Source organism: Corynebacterium sp. HMSC061H03 (assembly GCF_001838215.1).
GTDB lineage: Bacteria > Actinomycetota > Actinomycetes > Mycobacteriales > Mycobacteriaceae > Corynebacterium > Corynebacterium jeikeium_D.
The window spans coordinates 116,107-130,980 of record NZ_KV836050.1 but is presented as its reverse complement, the minus strand read 5'-3'; the positions used below and the strand labels follow the sequence as shown (position 1 = coordinate 130,980).

Sequence of the window (14,874 nt, the reverse complement as noted above, 5' to 3'; positions counted from 1 at the left end):
TACCCCGCTAGCGCTCCTGCTGCACTAGCTACCAGTCACAGGGCTTGCAGCTCAATATCGCCGAGCGTGTGAATCACGCTCGGCCCGGTCAAAGTCGCCGAGAAAGCCCCATCCGCATTGCTGGCCTTGTGAACATCCACAGTCACCACACCGCCGGGCACCTTGACTGTCACAGCCCCCTCAGTCCGGCCGGCATCGGCCAGCGCGGCAATAGCTGCCGCAACCGTCCCGGTGCCACACGAACGGGTCTCACCAACTCCACGTTCAATTACTCGCATGGATACCGAATCAGAGGCATCCAGCGGGGTGACAATTTCCAAATTGAGGCCGTTCGGGAACATGGCTTCGTCGGCACGCACTGGCTTCGCGACACTACCCGCCGCTTCCAATTCCAACTCCGCCAGAGCGGCGGCATTCAGACCCGGCATGACGCAGGCCAAATGTGGATTTCCCACGTCGACACCAATCCCGGCGAATTTCAGTGCATTGCTGCCCGAATCAATGAACGCAGTAGCGAGGCCAAGGACCTCCGGCTGCCCCATATCCACTCCGACGACCGCATGCCCAGGGCTGAGCTCACCAATCGAAACAGCGCGCAGCCCTGCTCGAGTGCCCACCCGCAAAGTTCCGTCGACGACACTGTCCGGGCTGTGAATGGCGGCAATATAGTGTGCAAAAACGCGAACACCATTCCCGCACATCTCGGCAATAGAACCGTCACTATTGCGGTAGTCCATAAACCAATCGTCGGCTTTAACCCCTTCCGGCAATGCCGTCAAAACACCGGCATCGACGAGTTTCCCCGCTCGGGCAACCCGTAGGATGCCGTCAGCGCCAAGACCCCGATGTCGATCGCACACTGCTACGACCAGTGATTCGGTCAATTCGATCGACACCAAATCATCTGGAAAAATCAAGAAATCATTTTGAGTACCGTGGCCTTTGGCAAATGAAACCATGCCCTTGATGCTAGCGGGAGGTCCGAATCTGTTACAGACCAAGTGCGGAAAATGCCTGTCCCGGCACGTCACCGGCAGCGTCTAGCCACGTGATTCGATGATCACGGTTGAACCAGGAGCGCTGACGTCGCACATACCTGCGCGTACCAGTAATCGTGCGTTCACAAGCCGTATCCAGGTCGTAAACGCCATCGAAGTAGTCCAGCACCTGTGCATAGCCAATCGCGCGACTAGCGGTCACGCCTTCGCGCAACCCTTGCGCAATCAAACTCTCAGTTTCTTCCACCAGGCCAGCGGCAAACATGCCCCGCGTACGCTGTTCAATCCGCGGATTTAGCCATTCCGCCTGCGTGCGCAATCCCAATATGCGCGTATTCCACCGCGGTGCCTTATCAATCGACGGCTTCGACGCTGCAAAAGGTTTACCTGTCAGCTCGATGACCTCCAAAGCCCGGACAGTGCGCCGCGGGTCGTTGGTCTCAATAATTACCGCCGCATCCGGATCAATCTCTGCCAGCCGATCATGCAACGCCGCCGGACCGATCTCGTCCTGCACTGCCTCCCACTTCGCACGTACCTCAGGGTCCGTAGGTGGGAACTGCCAGTCGTCCACCAACGCCTGCACATACATCATCGACCCGCCGACAAGGATGGGAACTTTTCCCCGCGCGCGAATGGCCTCAACATCCGCGACCGCCTCACGCTGATACGTCGCCACACTCGCCGGCTGCGTCACGTTCAGAACATCGAGTTGGTGGTGCGGAATCCCCCGCCGCTGATCCGCCGACAGCTTTGCCGTTCCAATATCCATTCCTCGATACAGCTGCATCGAATCAACATTGACGACCTCACCGCCAAGCTGCTCCGCAAGTACCAGCCCCAAATCCGACTTTCCCGACGCCGTCGGCCCTACCACCGCAATCGGCACCGGCAAGCTCTCACTCTCGAAAGCCGTCACTACCCAGTTCACACTCCTCCACAAAACTAAAGACGCGAGCTCTTACTCCGCAACGCACTGCCAGCTGGCCACGTGGTAACCGATGCCATAAGGCGCCCCGTCATAGTAAGAACGCTTTACGACGGTCATTCCAGACCCCATCCAGCTTTCAGCAGCTTTACTCAGCTGCTGCCATAACTCGGCCGCGTACGCGCCGGGAGCTGGAAACACAATATTTTCCACGTTAACGGTTGAGCAGTCCTGCCCAGCAATCAGACTGCACAGCGCATCAACCTCCGCTGCACCCTCAATTACGCCGACCGGGGAACCGTCCGCAAGGCCGAATGCGCCGTCGACAAGCACAAGCAGACGCGTGTGCCCGGCAGCGAGTGCCTCGGCGATAGAGTCGAAGCACGTTGCCTGAATGACGCGGCCGGTGTGTCCTTCAGAATTCCGTCGTGCGTAGTCTTCGATAAGCCAGCGCCCCAGCAGCTCAGGTAACTCGGTTCCACCGGACACCGTGACATCAACCCCATACGGGGAGAAACTGCCGGGTGTGCTGTTCTGATCCAGGGACTTCGCCTGCATTCTGCCAGTGATAATAGCGACCGGACCGGGCTCCCCGGGTTCGTCATCTGTCCACAGCGTCGCAACAGTTTCACGGGTTTGACGGCGCAATTCCGTGGCGATAGCTGCAAAACCACCCAGCTCCTCGACGATGAGGAGCGCACGCGGAACGATAACAAGCCGAGGCAAACGCGAATTCACGTCCTCAACGCTACCGTGAGGGGCTACTCGATGCCTTATTCCGGCGGTGTTACGCGCGCTGTGCCAAAATTTTTGGGATACTCGAGCACATACCGTAAGTGTTTGATGGCAGCCGTGTCGCGCGGCAGTTCTGCATGAAGATTGGAAGAGGTTTACCCACTATGACCGGTACCAGCAATTCCCCTAAGCCAGGTCCACGCCCGGGTCCACGTCCGGGACCTCGACCAGGCTCAATGCCGGCTCATCGTAAGGCCCCTGGAGCTACTCCAGCGCCTACGGGGTCGGCCGCTGTAGCACATGCCGTCCACAATGATCCAAAGGAGTTTGGCCGCATTGACGAAGACGGCACTGTTTGGTTGGTCACCAGCGCCGGCGAGCGCAATATTGGTTCCTGGCAGGCCGGCACTGTAGAAGAGGGTTATGCCCACTACGGCAAGCGCTACGAGGATCTAGCCACCGAGGTCGAGCTACTGGAATCTCGTGTAGTCTCCCACCCGCAGGAGGCAAAGACCATTTCTCACAACGCAGTTGAACTGCGTGAGAGCCTTGCCACCGCCACGGTCCTCGGCGATATCGATGCGCTGGATAAGCGCCTTGCAGAGGTCATTGCCACCTCCCACGTCGCAGAGGAAAAAGTCGCTCACGACAAGGCAGAGCGCCGTAAGAACTCCATCGCACGTAAGGAAGAGCTCGCCGCAGAGGCCGAGGAGCTCGCAGAGAACTCCACCGAGTGGAAGGTCGCCGGCGACCGTATCCGCGAGATTCTCACGGAGTGGAAGCAGATTCGCGGCATCGATCGCAAAACTGATGATCAACTCTGGCGTCGTTACTCCCGCGCGCGTGATTCTTTCAACCGCCGCCGCGGTGCCCATTTTGCGGAACTGGACCGCAACCGGGCGGTTGCTCGCCGCGTTAAGGAGGACATCATTGAGCGAGCCGAGGCCCTTAAGACCTCCACTGATTGGAGTGGCACCGCTGCTGCCTTCCGTGACCTGATGGCTGAGTGGAAGGCCGCTGGTCGAGCGCCACGCGAGGTCGATGACAAGCTGTGGGCGCAGTTCAAGGCCGCCCAGGATGAGTTCTTTGGTGCTCGCAACGCGGTCAACGAAGCTCGAGACAAGGAGTTCGAGGAAAACGCTGCGGCCAAGGACTCACTGCTGGCTGAATACGAAGACCGCATTGATCCGTCCAAGGGCCTCGATCACGCTCGCAACGAACTGCGTCAGTTGCAAGAGAAGTGGGAGGCCATCGGCTTTGTGCCGCGTGGTCGTGTGCGTGAGTATGAAAACCGCATTGGCGCACTGGAAAAGCGCGTCTCCGATGCTGCTGATTCGCAGTGGCGCCGCACCGACCCCGAAGCACAGGCTCGCGTCCAGCAGTTCGCCGACCGTGCAGCAGAGTTTGAGCAGAAGGCCGCCGAACTCGAGGCGAAGGGCAAGGCTTCTCAGGCAGCCAAGGCTCGGGAGCAGGCCGAACAGTGGCGACAGTGGGCAGAGCAGGCCGCGGAGACTCTCAAGGAGCTCTAACAGAAGCTAGTTGCGTGTCGGGGAAGCAGGTTCCCGCTCTCCGGCATCCTCAACAGAATTCTGGCTCAGCTGTGCTGGCAACGCCGCAATGGTTGAAAGAAAGGTGCTCTCTTCCGGAGTGGAAGAGAGCACCTTTCTTTATTTCGCTAGTTAAAAAGTCTCACTACTCGTTGCTGACCTGTTCGTCCTGTTCGCCGGTCTGTTGAGAGACATTGTCCGCGCTACTGCCCTGCTGTCCACGATTGCGTCGGCGAGCACGTTCACGGCGGTCGTCGACGACCTCAACATCCGTAGTCGTATTCGGTGTCAGGCCCGCCCGCAAGTAAACCTGCTGCGCGCGCAATACCGGATCGGTGTCCGCATGCTTGCGACGCTTCGTCGCGATTGCAAGCTGCTCCTTACTGCGCCGGAAAGCGATAAAGGTCACGGAGATGGCCAGTAGAAAACTGCAGAAAATACCGAGCATCAGGCCGAAGGAAATACCCTCTCCAGCCAGTTCCTGTGGACGAGACTGACGCATCCAGCCAGCGAAGACTGAGTAGACCATCTGAATACAGGCAAAAAACCAGGTGACAAACGCGAGAATCGTCGTCCGCGTAATCAGCGTGGCAATAGCCAGCAGTACGCCTACCACCACAAGAATGGAGTAAATTCGCTCTGGCCGAGTCGTGAAGTACTGATGCGCAACATCCGTATCCAGCAACACATCAAAGCCCAAAACGACGCCCGAGTGCGGAAGGAAGAAACTCGTAATGAGGCCGATGACGGCAACCATCATCGGAATCACCGCACGGCCGAGGTCCAGCTCGCCAGCGGCCTTGCGCTCCTGAACCCGCAATGCCTGCGCGGATTCCACCGACTGCTCGCTAGTGGATTCCATATCACTTTCCGGCGAAGCCTTGTCACTACTCACAGCCGCATCCCTCACTTACACTCGTTTTCTCCGGGCGCCCAATCTTTGGCAAACCCAGACCAACTCCAATCGGAGCGGTCGTCGGAGTCTGACCGACCTCTACATTATCCCCCGCCTTAGTGCGGCGGTGTGCGAGCACACCGGAGTCAGCAATGAGGAAGTGCGGTGCGGAGTCGGTCACGCGCACTGTCACGTAATCACCTGGGCGAATCTTGCGGTCGACGACGCCTGGTTCGCTTTCCGACGGGATGAAGTGCACCAGGCGGCCATCCCGACTCCGACCAGACATGCGATGAGTCTCCGCATTCTTACGGCCATCGGACTGGCTGACCAGCAGCTCGACTTCCCGGCCGACTAGCTTGGCGTTTTCTTCCTCGGAAATACGCTCCTGAAGCGCTAGCAGCCGACCATAGCGTTCCTTCACAACCTCTGGTGGAACCTGCTCAGTCATGGTCGCCGCCGGAGTTCCCGGGCGGGGCGAGTATTGGAAGGTGAAAGCCGAGCTAAAGCGGGCCTTTTCCACCACGTCGAGAGTTTGCTGGAAGTCCTCTTCAGTCTCGCCAGGGAAACCGACAATGATGTCAGTGGTAATAGCTGCATCCGGCATTTTTTCCCTAACCTTCTCCAGAATTCCCAGGAATTTCTTGGTGCGGTAGGAACGGCGCATGTCTTTCAGTACTCGGTCGGAACCGGACTGTAGCGGCATGTGCAACTGATGAACCACATTCGGTGTCTCCGCCATGGCGTCGATGACATCATCGGTGAACTCAGCTGGGTGCGGAGATGTAAAGCGCACACGCTCCAACCCCTCAATCTGGCCGCAAGCGCGCAGCAACTTGGAAAAAGCCGAGCGGTCGCGTTCCATGTCAGGGTCGGCGAAGTTAACACCATAGGCGTTGACATTCTGGCCGAGGAGGGTGACGTCAGTAACGCCCTGCTCCACGAGTGCCTGTACCTCAGCGAGAATCTCGCCCGGACGACGATCGCGTTCCTTACCACGCAAACTGGGGACGATGCAGAAGGTGCACGTGTTATTGCAGCCTACGGAAATACTCACCCAACCTGCGTAAGTGGATTCACGCTTGGCCGGCAGCACCGAGGGAAATTCTTCCAGCGCGTCCTTAATCTCGACTTCAGCCCGGTCATTATGAGCGGCGCGTTCCAACAAAGCTGGCAACGAACCCAAGTTATGCGTGCCGAAGACTACGTCCACCCATGGGGCCTTCTTTACGACGACGTCCTTATCCTTCTGGGCCAAGCAGCCACCGACGGCAATCTGCATGCCTGGGTGAGCATCCTTGACCGGTTTGAGCTGTCCCAATGTGCCATAGAGGCGATTGTCTGCATTCTCTCGAACGGCACAGGTGTTGAAAACGACCAGATCAGGATTATCGCCTTCTGCAGCCGCTACATAACCGTTTTCTTCCAGCAAGCCAGACAGTCGTTCCGAGTCATGGACGTTCATCTGACAACCGAACGTACGTACCTCATATGTGCGAGGCGAAGACTGCTGCTGAGAGTTCAAAGAAGGGGTAGTCACGGCAGTTTAGGTTAGCTGTTTATGGCCCATTTCCCCAATCAGCGACCCCTTTAAACCTGACGGGTCCGCAGCCGGCGTGCTAATCCGGCGTGCGGTGGCACCGGCGCTAATCTGTGTCCTCTTCGAGTTCCCGGTATCGCTCTTCTAACTGATCCCGAGCAATGCTCATGGACAATTCAGAGGGGAAACCGCGCCGCGCCAGCACACCGACGACTTTGCGTAAATCCTTTTGCTTGGTGTTGAAGTCAGGTGCCACTGTTTTAATAGTGGCCGCTTTCTTCGCCGCTAGCTTCCGGGCGACTTCTTCTTCCGCGTTGTGCGTAATCTGCTCCAACGCATCTGCACGAAGCGAAGCATCAATGCCCTTTTCCTGCAGCTCCCGGTTCAAAACCATCTTCGACTTGCCGCGACTGGCAAAGCGCTGCCGCACCCATTCGGATGCGAAAAGCTCGTCGTTGACCAATCCACTTCGGGTCAGGTCATCAACGACTTCTTCAATCATCGAGGTTGGAAACTCCTCGACTGCCTCGAGCCTTTCTACGAGTTCCTTGCGGGAACGCATTCGCTGATCGAGCAAGCGCAGTGCCTTAGCACGAATCGGGGCCTTGGATTCCTCACGACCCGCATCGTAGAGCGAACTACCGTCAGCTTCCGCAATTTGCTGAGCAAGCTTTTCGATAGTCTCCCGCACATCGCGGCCGTTACGGTCCTCCACGGTCCTCTCTTTTCGTGTGTCGCGGCACTACGCCTCGAGCTAGCTAGTCTTCCAAATCATCGAAGTCGATGTCCGGCACGACATCGACAGGGGCATCGATATCGGTCTCGTCCTCGACCTCCGCGAATTCCCCGACGCCGAGCTTCTTCTTGATCTTGACTTCGATTTCCTGGGCAATTTCTGGATTCTCGCGCAGGTGCATACGAGCCTTTTCCTTGCCCTGACCCAACTGATCGCCCTCGTAGGTAAACCACGAACCGGACTTCTTGACAATGCCGTTATCAACGCCCATGTCAATCAACGAGCCCTCACGCGAAATGCCCTCGCCGTAGATGATGTCAAACTCTGCCTGCTTGAACGGCGGCGACACCTTGTTCTTGACTACCTTCAAGCGCGTGCGGTTACCCACCGCATCCTGGCCATCCTTCAACGTCTGAATTCGGCGTACGTCACAGCGAACGGAAGCGTAGAACTTCAGTGCTTTACCACCCGTGGTGGTCTCAGGAGAACCGAACATGACGCCAATCTTTTCACGCAGCTGGTTAATGAAGATGGCAGTGGTACCGGTGTGGGACAGCGCACCCGTCATCTTGCGCAGCGCCTGACTCATCAACCGCGCCTGCAGGCCAACGTGGGAATCGCCCATTTCACCGTCGATTTCAGCCTTCGGAGTCAACGCGGCCACCGAGTCAACCACAATGATGTCAATAGCACCGGAACGCACCAACATATCTGTGATCTCAAGTGCCTGCTCACCGGTATCTGGTTGGGATACCAGAAGGTTGTCCGTATCTACTCCAAGCTTGCGCGCATAAACCGGATCCAGCGCATGCTCCGCATCAATAAATGCGGCAATACCGCCCTGCCGCTGCGCCTCTGCAATAGCATGCAGTGCGACTGTGGTCTTACCCGAGGATTCTGGACCATAGATTTCTACGATACGACCACGCGGGAACCCGCCCAGGCCCAAGGCCACGTCGATAGCGATATTGCCGGAGGGAATAACCTGAATTGGAGGACGATTGTCGTCCCCCAGGCGCATAACTGCACCCTTACCAAAGTCCTTCTCAATATTCGCCAGAGCTACATCGAGCGCCTTCAGGCGATCATTGCCCTGGTTCGAAGCCGTAGCCTTCTTACGAGCCATAGTTCGTTGTTCTTCCTCATTGTCATTGTCGCGGTCATTGTCGCGTACGGTATCGGGTTCTGGAGCCGTACTCAGAGAATGTGTCTCCCGATTTTCATCCAAAACAGAAACTTCGCTCACACTTAATTAGGCGCGAAACTAGCCGTTCCGGTTCCAAATTGGTCCGCGACACCTCTACTGCCGGTTACACCCGGAAGTTATACCGAATCAGACGGATTGACTTCATCAGCACTTTCGATAATATGCGAAACCCTGTTCGAATGGCAACGACACGCAAGAGCCGTCGGCAAGCATTCACCGTCGTCTACGCCGGAACCTATTCGTCAGGACCGTACCAGCGGTCTTCGGGAATATCGTGTTCCCTACACAGCGCCCACCAGATATCCCGAGGTTCGACCCCGTCCTCGAGCAGTTCCGCGGGAGTTTTTCCATATTCCATCAGTACGTGGGAATGCAACAGCCACGGGCCGTGCTGAGGCCCAAATTCGTGGTTGACGAAGTTGTGAAAATCGGCCAATCGCATGAGACCAACGTACAAGATACCTGTCACTGATACCTACCTGGGCGCCTTTTTGCATCGACGAATCCCCGGTCCCCTGCCTGAACAGTGCTCAACTCAGGGGTTTAAGATGAGAGCTGTGAATAATTCCAAGGTGTATGACCTCACTATTATCGCTGCTTTCGCAGCACTAATCATCGTGCTCGGCGGCATTGCCATTCCCGTTGGCGGCCTCGGCGTGCCAATCGTGCTACAGAACATGGGCATCGCACTGGCCGGGATGATTCTCGGATTCAAACGTGGCGGCCTCGCCACTACCCTGTTCCTGGCTGTTGGTCTCGTGGGTGTCCCAAACATGGCGGGCTGGAAACCACTTCTCGCCGCACTCCCCGGCCCTACCGTGGGCTACATTGTCGGCTATTTAATTGCCGGTTTCGCAATCGGCGCGATTGCCCAGCAAGCACCACGGGCGAAGGTTTCACGAATCAGCGTCTTCATCGGCGCAGGCCTCGTCGGAGTTCTACTACAGTACTTCTTCGGATCTGTCGGATTGACTTGGCGTATGGGACTTAGCTTCACCGACGCACTGATTACCAACGTCCCGTTTATCCCAGGCGACGTGGCAAAGGTTGTCGTAGCCGCGCTTATTGCTACTGCCGTACTGCAGGCTTTCCCTGATTTGCTTCCCGACGCTGCCAACCGTAAGCAAAGTCGTTTGGTTAAGGAAGCAGCCACCTCGGGCAATTAACCCCACAGAATTAGAAAGGGTCTCGAGTCGCACTATGCCCACCATCGCTTTTGACCGCGCGTCCGCAACCTATTCGGGACGCCAGATACTGAAGCCGACCACGCTAACTCTCACAGAGAACCGCATTGGCATTATCGGCGAAAACGGTGGCGGTAAGTCCACGCTGGTGCGACTCATTAACGGCCTGGGCCCGGTCACTGGTGGCACGGTCACGTATGAGGGCATGAATGTCGCAAAGCAGGCAAAGGCAATTCGCAAGAATGTCGGCTTCATCTTTTCTGATGCGGATAACCAAATTGTGATGCCGACAGTCGCAGAGGACATTGCCTTTTCACTACGCAAGCGAAAGCTGCCAAAGGATGAGCGCAACCAGCTGGTGCAGGAAGCTCTTGAGCGATTTGGGCTCGCCAATCAGTCTGACGCCTCGCCACACTTGCTCTCGGGTGGACAAAAACAGCTACTGGCGCTGGCGGCCGTGTTAATTCTTAATCCCACGACCATTATTGCCGATGAGCCCACTACGCTCCTCGACTTGCGCAATCGTCTCCACATTCGGAGTATTTTCGCCCAGCTTGAGCAGCAAATTATCGTGGTCACTCATGATCTGGATTTTCTTATGGACTTCGACCGAGTTATCCGTGTAAGCGCAGGAGAAATCGTCGACGACGGTGCGCCGAAGGAAGTTATTGACCGATACGTCAGCGATATGACTCGTGCGGAAGAAGGCCGCTCATGATTCATCCAGCCGATGTCCCGTTAGGGCTTTACCTAAACCATAAGTCGCCTGTGCACAGGCTCCCGACGGCCCCCAAACTCATCATTGTCATCGCATTTTTATTGCTCACCGGGATTCTCGTGGATACCTGGCTAGGCGGGGCGATTGCCCTGGCAATTGTCACCCTCGCTTATGCGGTGGCCAAGGTGCCACCAATGGTTGCTTTCCGACAGCTCCGTGGAGCCGTAATCATTTTGGCGCTGCTTTCGCTTCTCCTGTGGTGGCGCGCCGGGGGTGAGCAAGCGCTGACGACCTTCCTCGCGCTTCTCGCCGCAATCGCAGCGGCAATATTGCTAACGCTGACGACCCGCGTCAGCGACATCATGGATACTTTGACCACTGCGATGCAGCCGTTCGCCCGTTTCGGCCTACCAGTCGACACCATCGCGCTCGCACTATCGCTGACGCTGCGTATGATTCCGCTTCAGGTTATGGCCGCTGCCGAGGTACTGGAGGCTCGAAAAGCACGAGGGGCTGCCGGCTCAATCATTGCCTTCGGCGTACCTGTGGTCATCCGAACCATTAATCGCTCGAAGGCAATGGGTGATTCGCTAATCGCACGTGGCGAAGGTGAGTAGGAGAATTAATTGCCCTCACGCAGCTGGCGCATGCGCTCAGCAACAGCAGGGTCAACGTTGGAGGCAGCGCTTCCCTCGATGGACTTCTGAGCCTCGCCACCAGAGAGCTCGTTGCCACCGTTCATTTCTGCGCGGATTTGCTCCAGGCGAGAGTGCCCAGCAAGCTGAACGCCTGCGGCCTCTACCTCAGCCATACGCCCCTGAACCGAGTTCTGAGCCAGCTCAGCCTGACCAAGAGCGTTAGCGTAACGACGCTCAATCTTGTCACGAACCTGATCCAGATTAGGTGTAGCCCCCGAAGAAATCTGATTCATCGACTGCAGGGACTCAGAGACCTTCTCCTGCATCTTTGCTTGCTCCAGCTGGCTGAGGAGCTTTGCGCGCTCCGCGACCTTCTGCTGCAGCTGCATGGAATTACGCTCGACGGCCTTCTTAGCCTGAGCTGCCTGCTGCAGCGACTGATCGTGCAGAGCCTTCAAATCTTCTACCGACTGCTCAGCAGTAACCAACTGAGCTGCGAAAGCCTCAGCTGCGTTCTCATACTCCGTAGCCTTGGCAGTATCCCCCTCAGCACGAGCCTTGTCAGCGAGCTGCAATGCCTGACGAGTGTTCCCCTGCAGCTTCTCAATCTCAGCGAGCTGACGGTTAAGGCGCATTTCCAGCTGGCGCTGATTACCAATCACCGCCGCTGCCTGCTGCGATAGTTCCTGGTGCTGCCGCTGGGCATCCTCGATAGCCTGCTGAATCTGCACCTTCGGATCAGCGTTTTCCTCAATCTTGGAATCAAAAGCGGCCATCAAGTAATTCCACAGCTTTACAAATGGATTAGCCATAGCGTCCCATACACCTTTCTTATTGCAACTACCTCAAAGCAGGTCTGTGCTTATCGCGCACCCAATCTTAACTAAAGCCGAGCGTCTTCGGGTGCTAAGTACCGGAGCAATGGAATGAAATTCCACCGGCGCAACCAATTTCTACATCGCTGCCAATTCTGGGCTCGCCGAATGCAGAGCCATCGCTGTGGCTGCTTCCATCATCAAATCCGACACCGTCACACCAAGCGCCGCGCATACCGACGCCAGCAGCTCAGATGAGACTTCTTTCCGTCCACGCTCAAGCTCAGACAAATAACCAGGGCTAATAGCCGCATTTTCAGAAAGCTCACGCAGCGTCTGTCCACTGCGCGAACGAATATCACGCAGCGTCTCCCCCAGTGCCTCTCGCAGGAGCGGCTCACGGGATTCTCCCCGTTCCGCCAAATCCTGTGCCGTTAACTTTGCAACCGATCCAGGCTGCTCCGCTACAGCCACTCGCGCCGACGGTGCTGTGGCGTCCATGGAAGCCTCCAAAGCAGCAGCGCTATCTACCTCTGGGTAGCGAATGGTCATAAGTGCAGTATTGTTGGTCATCACTTTCTCTAACGCTTTAGAAGGCCGACCTGTTCCCAATTTTCAAAAATTCTACTCACCGTCGAGATTCTGCAACAACAGTTCTAACGCCAATACCACTGCTTGACGACGAATCTCCGCGCGCGAACCCTCTTTATTCACCGGCAACCTAACAGCGGTTACCCCATCAAGGTCTGAAACCCCCGGCGGTTTCAGACCACACCAGACTTCACCTACTGGGTGCCCATCCTGCATCGCTGGACCAGCAACGCCAGTTAGCGAAATCCCCCAGTCCGCCACTGTCTTATTCGCCACTCCAAGTGCCATATACCGGGCCGTCAACTCGGACACGGGGCCATATGCGGCCAAAACATCCTTTGGCACGTCGGCAAGCAACGCCTTTGTGTCAGTGGCGTAGGTGACCACGCCACCGCGCAGAACGGCGGAGGCTCCCGGTACGGAGGCGACGGTGGCGCAGAGAAGACCTGCGGTGAGCGATTCGGCAGCTGCGAAAGTCTCGCCACGAGCCGTAAGCTTTTGGACGAGTTGAAGCGAAACGCCATCGACACCGTCTGCGTTTTCGTCGCTCTGGCCGAGGCGTTCGACTGTGTTCACAGCTTTACCCTCCACTTAACTTCTCTACGAGACCTTTCGCGCATCCACAATGTACTGGATACCAGTACCGACGGTGACGACAATGGCGGCAATCATCACAATCCAGGACGGCCAGAACAACCAGTCCACTGGCATCAGGAAGAGCCCCACTGCTACAGACTGCAGAACCGTCTTTATCTTGCCGCCCCGAGAAGCCGGAACAACACGCCCCTGACGCAGTGCGAACATACGCCAGATGGTGATGCCACCTTCGCGAATCACGATGATGACAGTCACCCACCACGGCAGAATGTCGATGATGTTCATACCAATCAGCGCAGCCAGCATTAGAGCCTTATCGGCAATCGGATCGGCAATCTTGCCAAAGTCGGTAATGAGGTTACGGCTACGTGCGAGGTGCCCGTCCAACTTGTCAGTCGCCATCAGAAGCGCGAATACGACAAACGACCACCAGCGCCAATTAGTGGCTTCGCCGCCCTCCTGAAGAAGTACCCACAGGAACACCGGTACTCCGAGGATGCGAAGCACGGTCAGGAAATTTGGCAAGTTCCAGTTGGAAACACGGCTTGTATCAGCACTTGGAGCAGTCACAGTTGTTACCTTATCTCACAATCGTGTTCGATTAACGCCCAGGCTCGTTCTTACCGGTGTGTGAACCGTTAGTTTCGCTGCCGGCCGACGCTGACCCCTCACTGACAGAAGTAGAGGAAGCGTGAGAGCCGAGGCCATCGCGGCTTCCATCATCATCGTGGTGAACACGCGGAAAGGCAATCGCACCCATGTTTTCATCACGCTTGATCTTGAGCCACGATGCCAGGACAGTCACCACCAGAACGATGACGATGATCGCCAGCGACGCCCAGGTCGATACTTCAGGCACCGACACGTTCTCACCGCTGTTGATAAACGGCAGGTTGTTTTCATGCAGTGCGTGCAACAGCAACTTCACGCCAATGAAGGCCAGGATGACACCCAGACCATAAGCCAGGTACACCAAGCGATCCAGCAGACCGTCAAGCAAGAAGTACATCTGACGCAAGCCCATGAGAGCCAGGGCGTTTGCGGTAAAGACGATATATGCCTCATCCGTCAGGCCGTAAATAGCCGGGATAGAGTCAAACGCAAACATCACATCGATAAAACCGATGGACACCAGCGCGATGGCAAGGGGCGTCAAGTAACGCTTGCCGTTTTCCTTAACGGTCAGCTTGTCCCTGTTGTAATGGTCCGAAATCGGGACAATGCGACGCAGCCATTGAATCAGCTTCATATCCGACGGATCGGGTTCCGGCTTATCGACGGCTTCGTCGTACACCGTCTTGATAGCCGTGTAAATCAGGAAGATTGCAAACAGGTAGAAAACGTCAGACCACTTGGCAATAACGGCAGCACCAGCCCAAATGAACAGGCCTCGGAATACCAGCGCCATCGCAATGCCGAACAGCAAAACCTTTTGCTGGTACTGGCGTGGAATCTTAAATGCACCGATGATGAGTGCAAAGACAAATAGGTTGTCTACGCTGAGCGCCTTTTCGGTGATATAGCCCGATAGAAACTCGATGCCTCGGTGGTGATCCCATAACAACCACACCATTCCGCCGAAAATTAATGCCAAGACTACGTAGAAAGCGGTCCAGGTGCCGGCTTCCTTCATAGTTGGGTTATGCGGCGTGCGAACGTGTGCATAGAAGTCAAAGGCGATAAAACCCATGACGACCACAATGGTGATAATCCATACCAATGCGGGGACATGCATATAAAAAAGA

At 56.5% G+C, this 14,874-nt stretch carries 17 protein-coding genes; 4 read left to right on the top strand and 13 right to left on the bottom strand.

Features of this window, described 5'->3' with window-relative positions; genetic code table 11:
- Positions 1 to 35: 35 nt before the first annotated feature.
- From dapF to HMPREF2787_RS02065, 3 genes are read right to left on the bottom strand one after another with little or no spacing between them, the layout of a single operon-like run.
- The gene (gene dapF / locus HMPREF2787_RS02075) at positions 36 to 959 is read right to left on the bottom strand and encodes a diaminopimelate epimerase (protein ID WP_070858237.1); all 924 of its coding nucleotides are present in this window, start codon (positions 957 to 959) and stop codon (positions 36 to 38) included.
- Between the two features lie 31 nt (positions 960 to 990).
- Positions 991 to 1,917, bottom strand: coding sequence for a tRNA (adenosine(37)-N6)-dimethylallyltransferase MiaA (gene miaA, locus HMPREF2787_RS02070; protein WP_371441138.1), 927 nt, complete (start codon positions 1,915 to 1,917; stop codon positions 991 to 993).
- 42 nt (positions 1,918 to 1,959) lie between these two features.
- Positions 1,960 to 2,664, bottom strand: coding sequence for a hypothetical protein (locus HMPREF2787_RS02065; RefSeq protein WP_070858236.1), 705 nt, complete (start codon positions 2,662 to 2,664; stop codon positions 1,960 to 1,962).
- 161 nt (positions 2,665 to 2,825) lie between these two features.
- On the opposite strand from HMPREF2787_RS02065, the gene HMPREF2787_RS02060 reads away from it, so the two are divergent.
- Positions 2,826 to 4,190 carry a DUF349 domain-containing protein gene (locus HMPREF2787_RS02060; RefSeq protein ID WP_070858235.1) on the top strand — a complete coding sequence of 455 codons (1,365 nt, stop codon included), beginning with the start codon at positions 2,826 to 2,828 and terminating at the stop codon, positions 4,188 to 4,190.
- Positions 4,191 to 4,353: 163 nt separating this feature from the next.
- Here the strand turns inward: HMPREF2787_RS02060 and HMPREF2787_RS02055 are convergent, their stop codons facing one another.
- From HMPREF2787_RS02055 to HMPREF2787_RS02035, 5 genes are all read right to left on the bottom strand, one after another.
- Positions 4,354 to 5,103 carry an Rv2732c family membrane protein gene (locus tag HMPREF2787_RS02055; protein ID WP_241482086.1) on the bottom strand — a complete coding sequence of 250 codons (750 nt, stop codon included), beginning with the start codon at positions 5,101 to 5,103 and terminating at the stop codon, positions 4,354 to 4,356.
- Positions 5,096 to 6,643, bottom strand: coding sequence for a tRNA (N6-isopentenyl adenosine(37)-C2)-methylthiotransferase MiaB (gene miaB, locus HMPREF2787_RS02050; RefSeq protein WP_070858234.1), 1,548 nt, complete (start codon positions 6,641 to 6,643; stop codon positions 5,096 to 5,098). The genes HMPREF2787_RS02055 and miaB overlap by 8 nt, the downstream gene beginning before the upstream one ends.
- 106 nt (positions 6,644 to 6,749) lie before the next feature.
- Positions 6,750 to 7,358 carry a regulatory protein RecX gene (locus HMPREF2787_RS02045; protein WP_070858233.1) on the bottom strand — a complete coding sequence of 203 codons (609 nt, stop codon included), beginning with the start codon at positions 7,356 to 7,358 and terminating at the stop codon, positions 6,750 to 6,752.
- A 43-nt stretch (positions 7,359 to 7,401) separates the two neighbouring features.
- Positions 7,402 to 8,505, bottom strand: coding sequence for a recombinase RecA (recA, locus tag HMPREF2787_RS02040; RefSeq protein ID WP_049170952.1), 1,104 nt, complete (start codon positions 8,503 to 8,505; stop codon positions 7,402 to 7,404).
- A gap of 316 nt (positions 8,506 to 8,821) precedes the next feature.
- Positions 8,822 to 9,055 (bottom strand): DUF3046 domain-containing protein, encoded by a 234-nt coding sequence (locus HMPREF2787_RS02035; RefSeq protein ID WP_005509697.1) that lies wholly within the window; start codon positions 9,053 to 9,055, stop codon positions 8,822 to 8,824.
- A gap of 79 nt (positions 9,056 to 9,134) precedes the next feature.
- Between HMPREF2787_RS02035 and HMPREF2787_RS02030 the strand changes: the two genes are divergently transcribed.
- From HMPREF2787_RS02030 to HMPREF2787_RS02020, 3 genes are read left to right on the top strand one after another with little or no spacing between them, the layout of a single operon-like run.
- A complete protein-coding gene (locus HMPREF2787_RS02030) occupies positions 9,135 to 9,752 on the top strand; it encodes a biotin transporter BioY (RefSeq protein WP_016422610.1) in 618 nt (205 codons plus the stop codon).
- Between the two features lie 34 nt (positions 9,753 to 9,786).
- On the top strand, positions 9,787 to 10,488 hold the full coding sequence (locus HMPREF2787_RS02025; RefSeq protein ID WP_070858232.1) for an energy-coupling factor ABC transporter ATP-binding protein: 702 nt from the start codon (positions 9,787 to 9,789) through the stop codon (positions 10,486 to 10,488).
- A complete protein-coding gene (locus HMPREF2787_RS02020) occupies positions 10,485 to 11,105 on the top strand; it encodes an energy-coupling factor transporter transmembrane component T family protein (RefSeq protein WP_069358739.1) in 621 nt (206 codons plus the stop codon). The genes HMPREF2787_RS02025 and HMPREF2787_RS02020 overlap by 4 nt, the downstream gene beginning before the upstream one ends.
- A gap of 5 nt (positions 11,106 to 11,110) precedes the next feature.
- On the opposite strand, the gene HMPREF2787_RS02015 is transcribed toward HMPREF2787_RS02020, so the two are convergent.
- The 5 genes from HMPREF2787_RS02015 to HMPREF2787_RS01995 all read right to left on the bottom strand — a co-directional run bounded on the left by HMPREF2787_RS02015 (position 11,111) and on the right by HMPREF2787_RS01995 (position 14,864).
- Positions 11,111 to 11,938, bottom strand: coding sequence for a PspA/IM30 family protein (locus HMPREF2787_RS02015; RefSeq protein WP_005509356.1), 828 nt, complete (start codon positions 11,936 to 11,938; stop codon positions 11,111 to 11,113).
- Between the two features lie 141 nt (positions 11,939 to 12,079).
- Entirely contained in the window at positions 12,080 to 12,514 is a 435-nt protein-coding gene (locus HMPREF2787_RS02010; RefSeq protein ID WP_048733491.1) for a helix-turn-helix domain-containing protein, read from the bottom strand.
- A gap of 51 nt (positions 12,515 to 12,565) precedes the next feature.
- A complete protein-coding gene (locus HMPREF2787_RS02005) occupies positions 12,566 to 13,108 on the bottom strand; it encodes a CinA family protein (RefSeq protein ID WP_070858279.1) in 543 nt (180 codons plus the stop codon).
- Positions 13,109 to 13,132: 24 nt separating this feature from the next.
- Positions 13,133 to 13,699, bottom strand: coding sequence for a CDP-diacylglycerol--glycerol-3-phosphate 3-phosphatidyltransferase (gene pgsA, locus HMPREF2787_RS02000; RefSeq protein ID WP_069358740.1), 567 nt, complete (start codon positions 13,697 to 13,699; stop codon positions 13,133 to 13,135).
- Between the two features lie 31 nt (positions 13,700 to 13,730).
- Entirely contained in the window at positions 13,731 to 14,864 is a 1,134-nt protein-coding gene (locus HMPREF2787_RS01995) for a TerC family protein (protein WP_070858231.1), read from the bottom strand.
- Positions 14,865 to 14,874 lie beyond the last annotated feature (10 nt).

Coding starts and splice junctions, on each gene's coding strand:
- HMPREF2787_RS02010 (WP_048733491.1), bottom strand. CDS start 12,514: ATGACCAACAATACTGCACTTATGACCATTCGCTACCCAGAGGTAGAT.
- HMPREF2787_RS02020 (WP_069358739.1), top strand. CDS start 10,485: ATGATTCATCCAGCCGATGTCCCGTTAGGGCTTTACCTAAACCATAAG.
- dapF (WP_070858237.1), bottom strand. CDS start 959: ATGGTTTCATTTGCCAAAGGCCACGGTACTCAAAATGATTTCTTGATT.
- HMPREF2787_RS02025 (WP_070858232.1), top strand. CDS start 9,787: ATGCCCACCATCGCTTTTGACCGCGCGTCCGCAACCTATTCGGGACGC.
- recA (WP_049170952.1), bottom strand. CDS start 8,505: ATGGCTCGTAAGAAGGCTACGGCTTCGAACCAGGGCAATGATCGCCTG.
- HMPREF2787_RS01995 (WP_070858231.1), bottom strand. CDS start 14,864: ATGCATGTCCCCGCATTGGTATGGATTATCACCATTGTGGTCGTCATG.
- HMPREF2787_RS02060 (WP_070858235.1), top strand. CDS start 2,826: ATGACCGGTACCAGCAATTCCCCTAAGCCAGGTCCACGCCCGGGTCCA.
- HMPREF2787_RS02030 (WP_016422610.1), top strand. CDS start 9,135: ATGAGAGCTGTGAATAATTCCAAGGTGTATGACCTCACTATTATCGCT.
- HMPREF2787_RS02015 (WP_005509356.1), bottom strand. CDS start 11,938: ATGGCTAATCCATTTGTAAAGCTGTGGAATTACTTGATGGCCGCTTTT.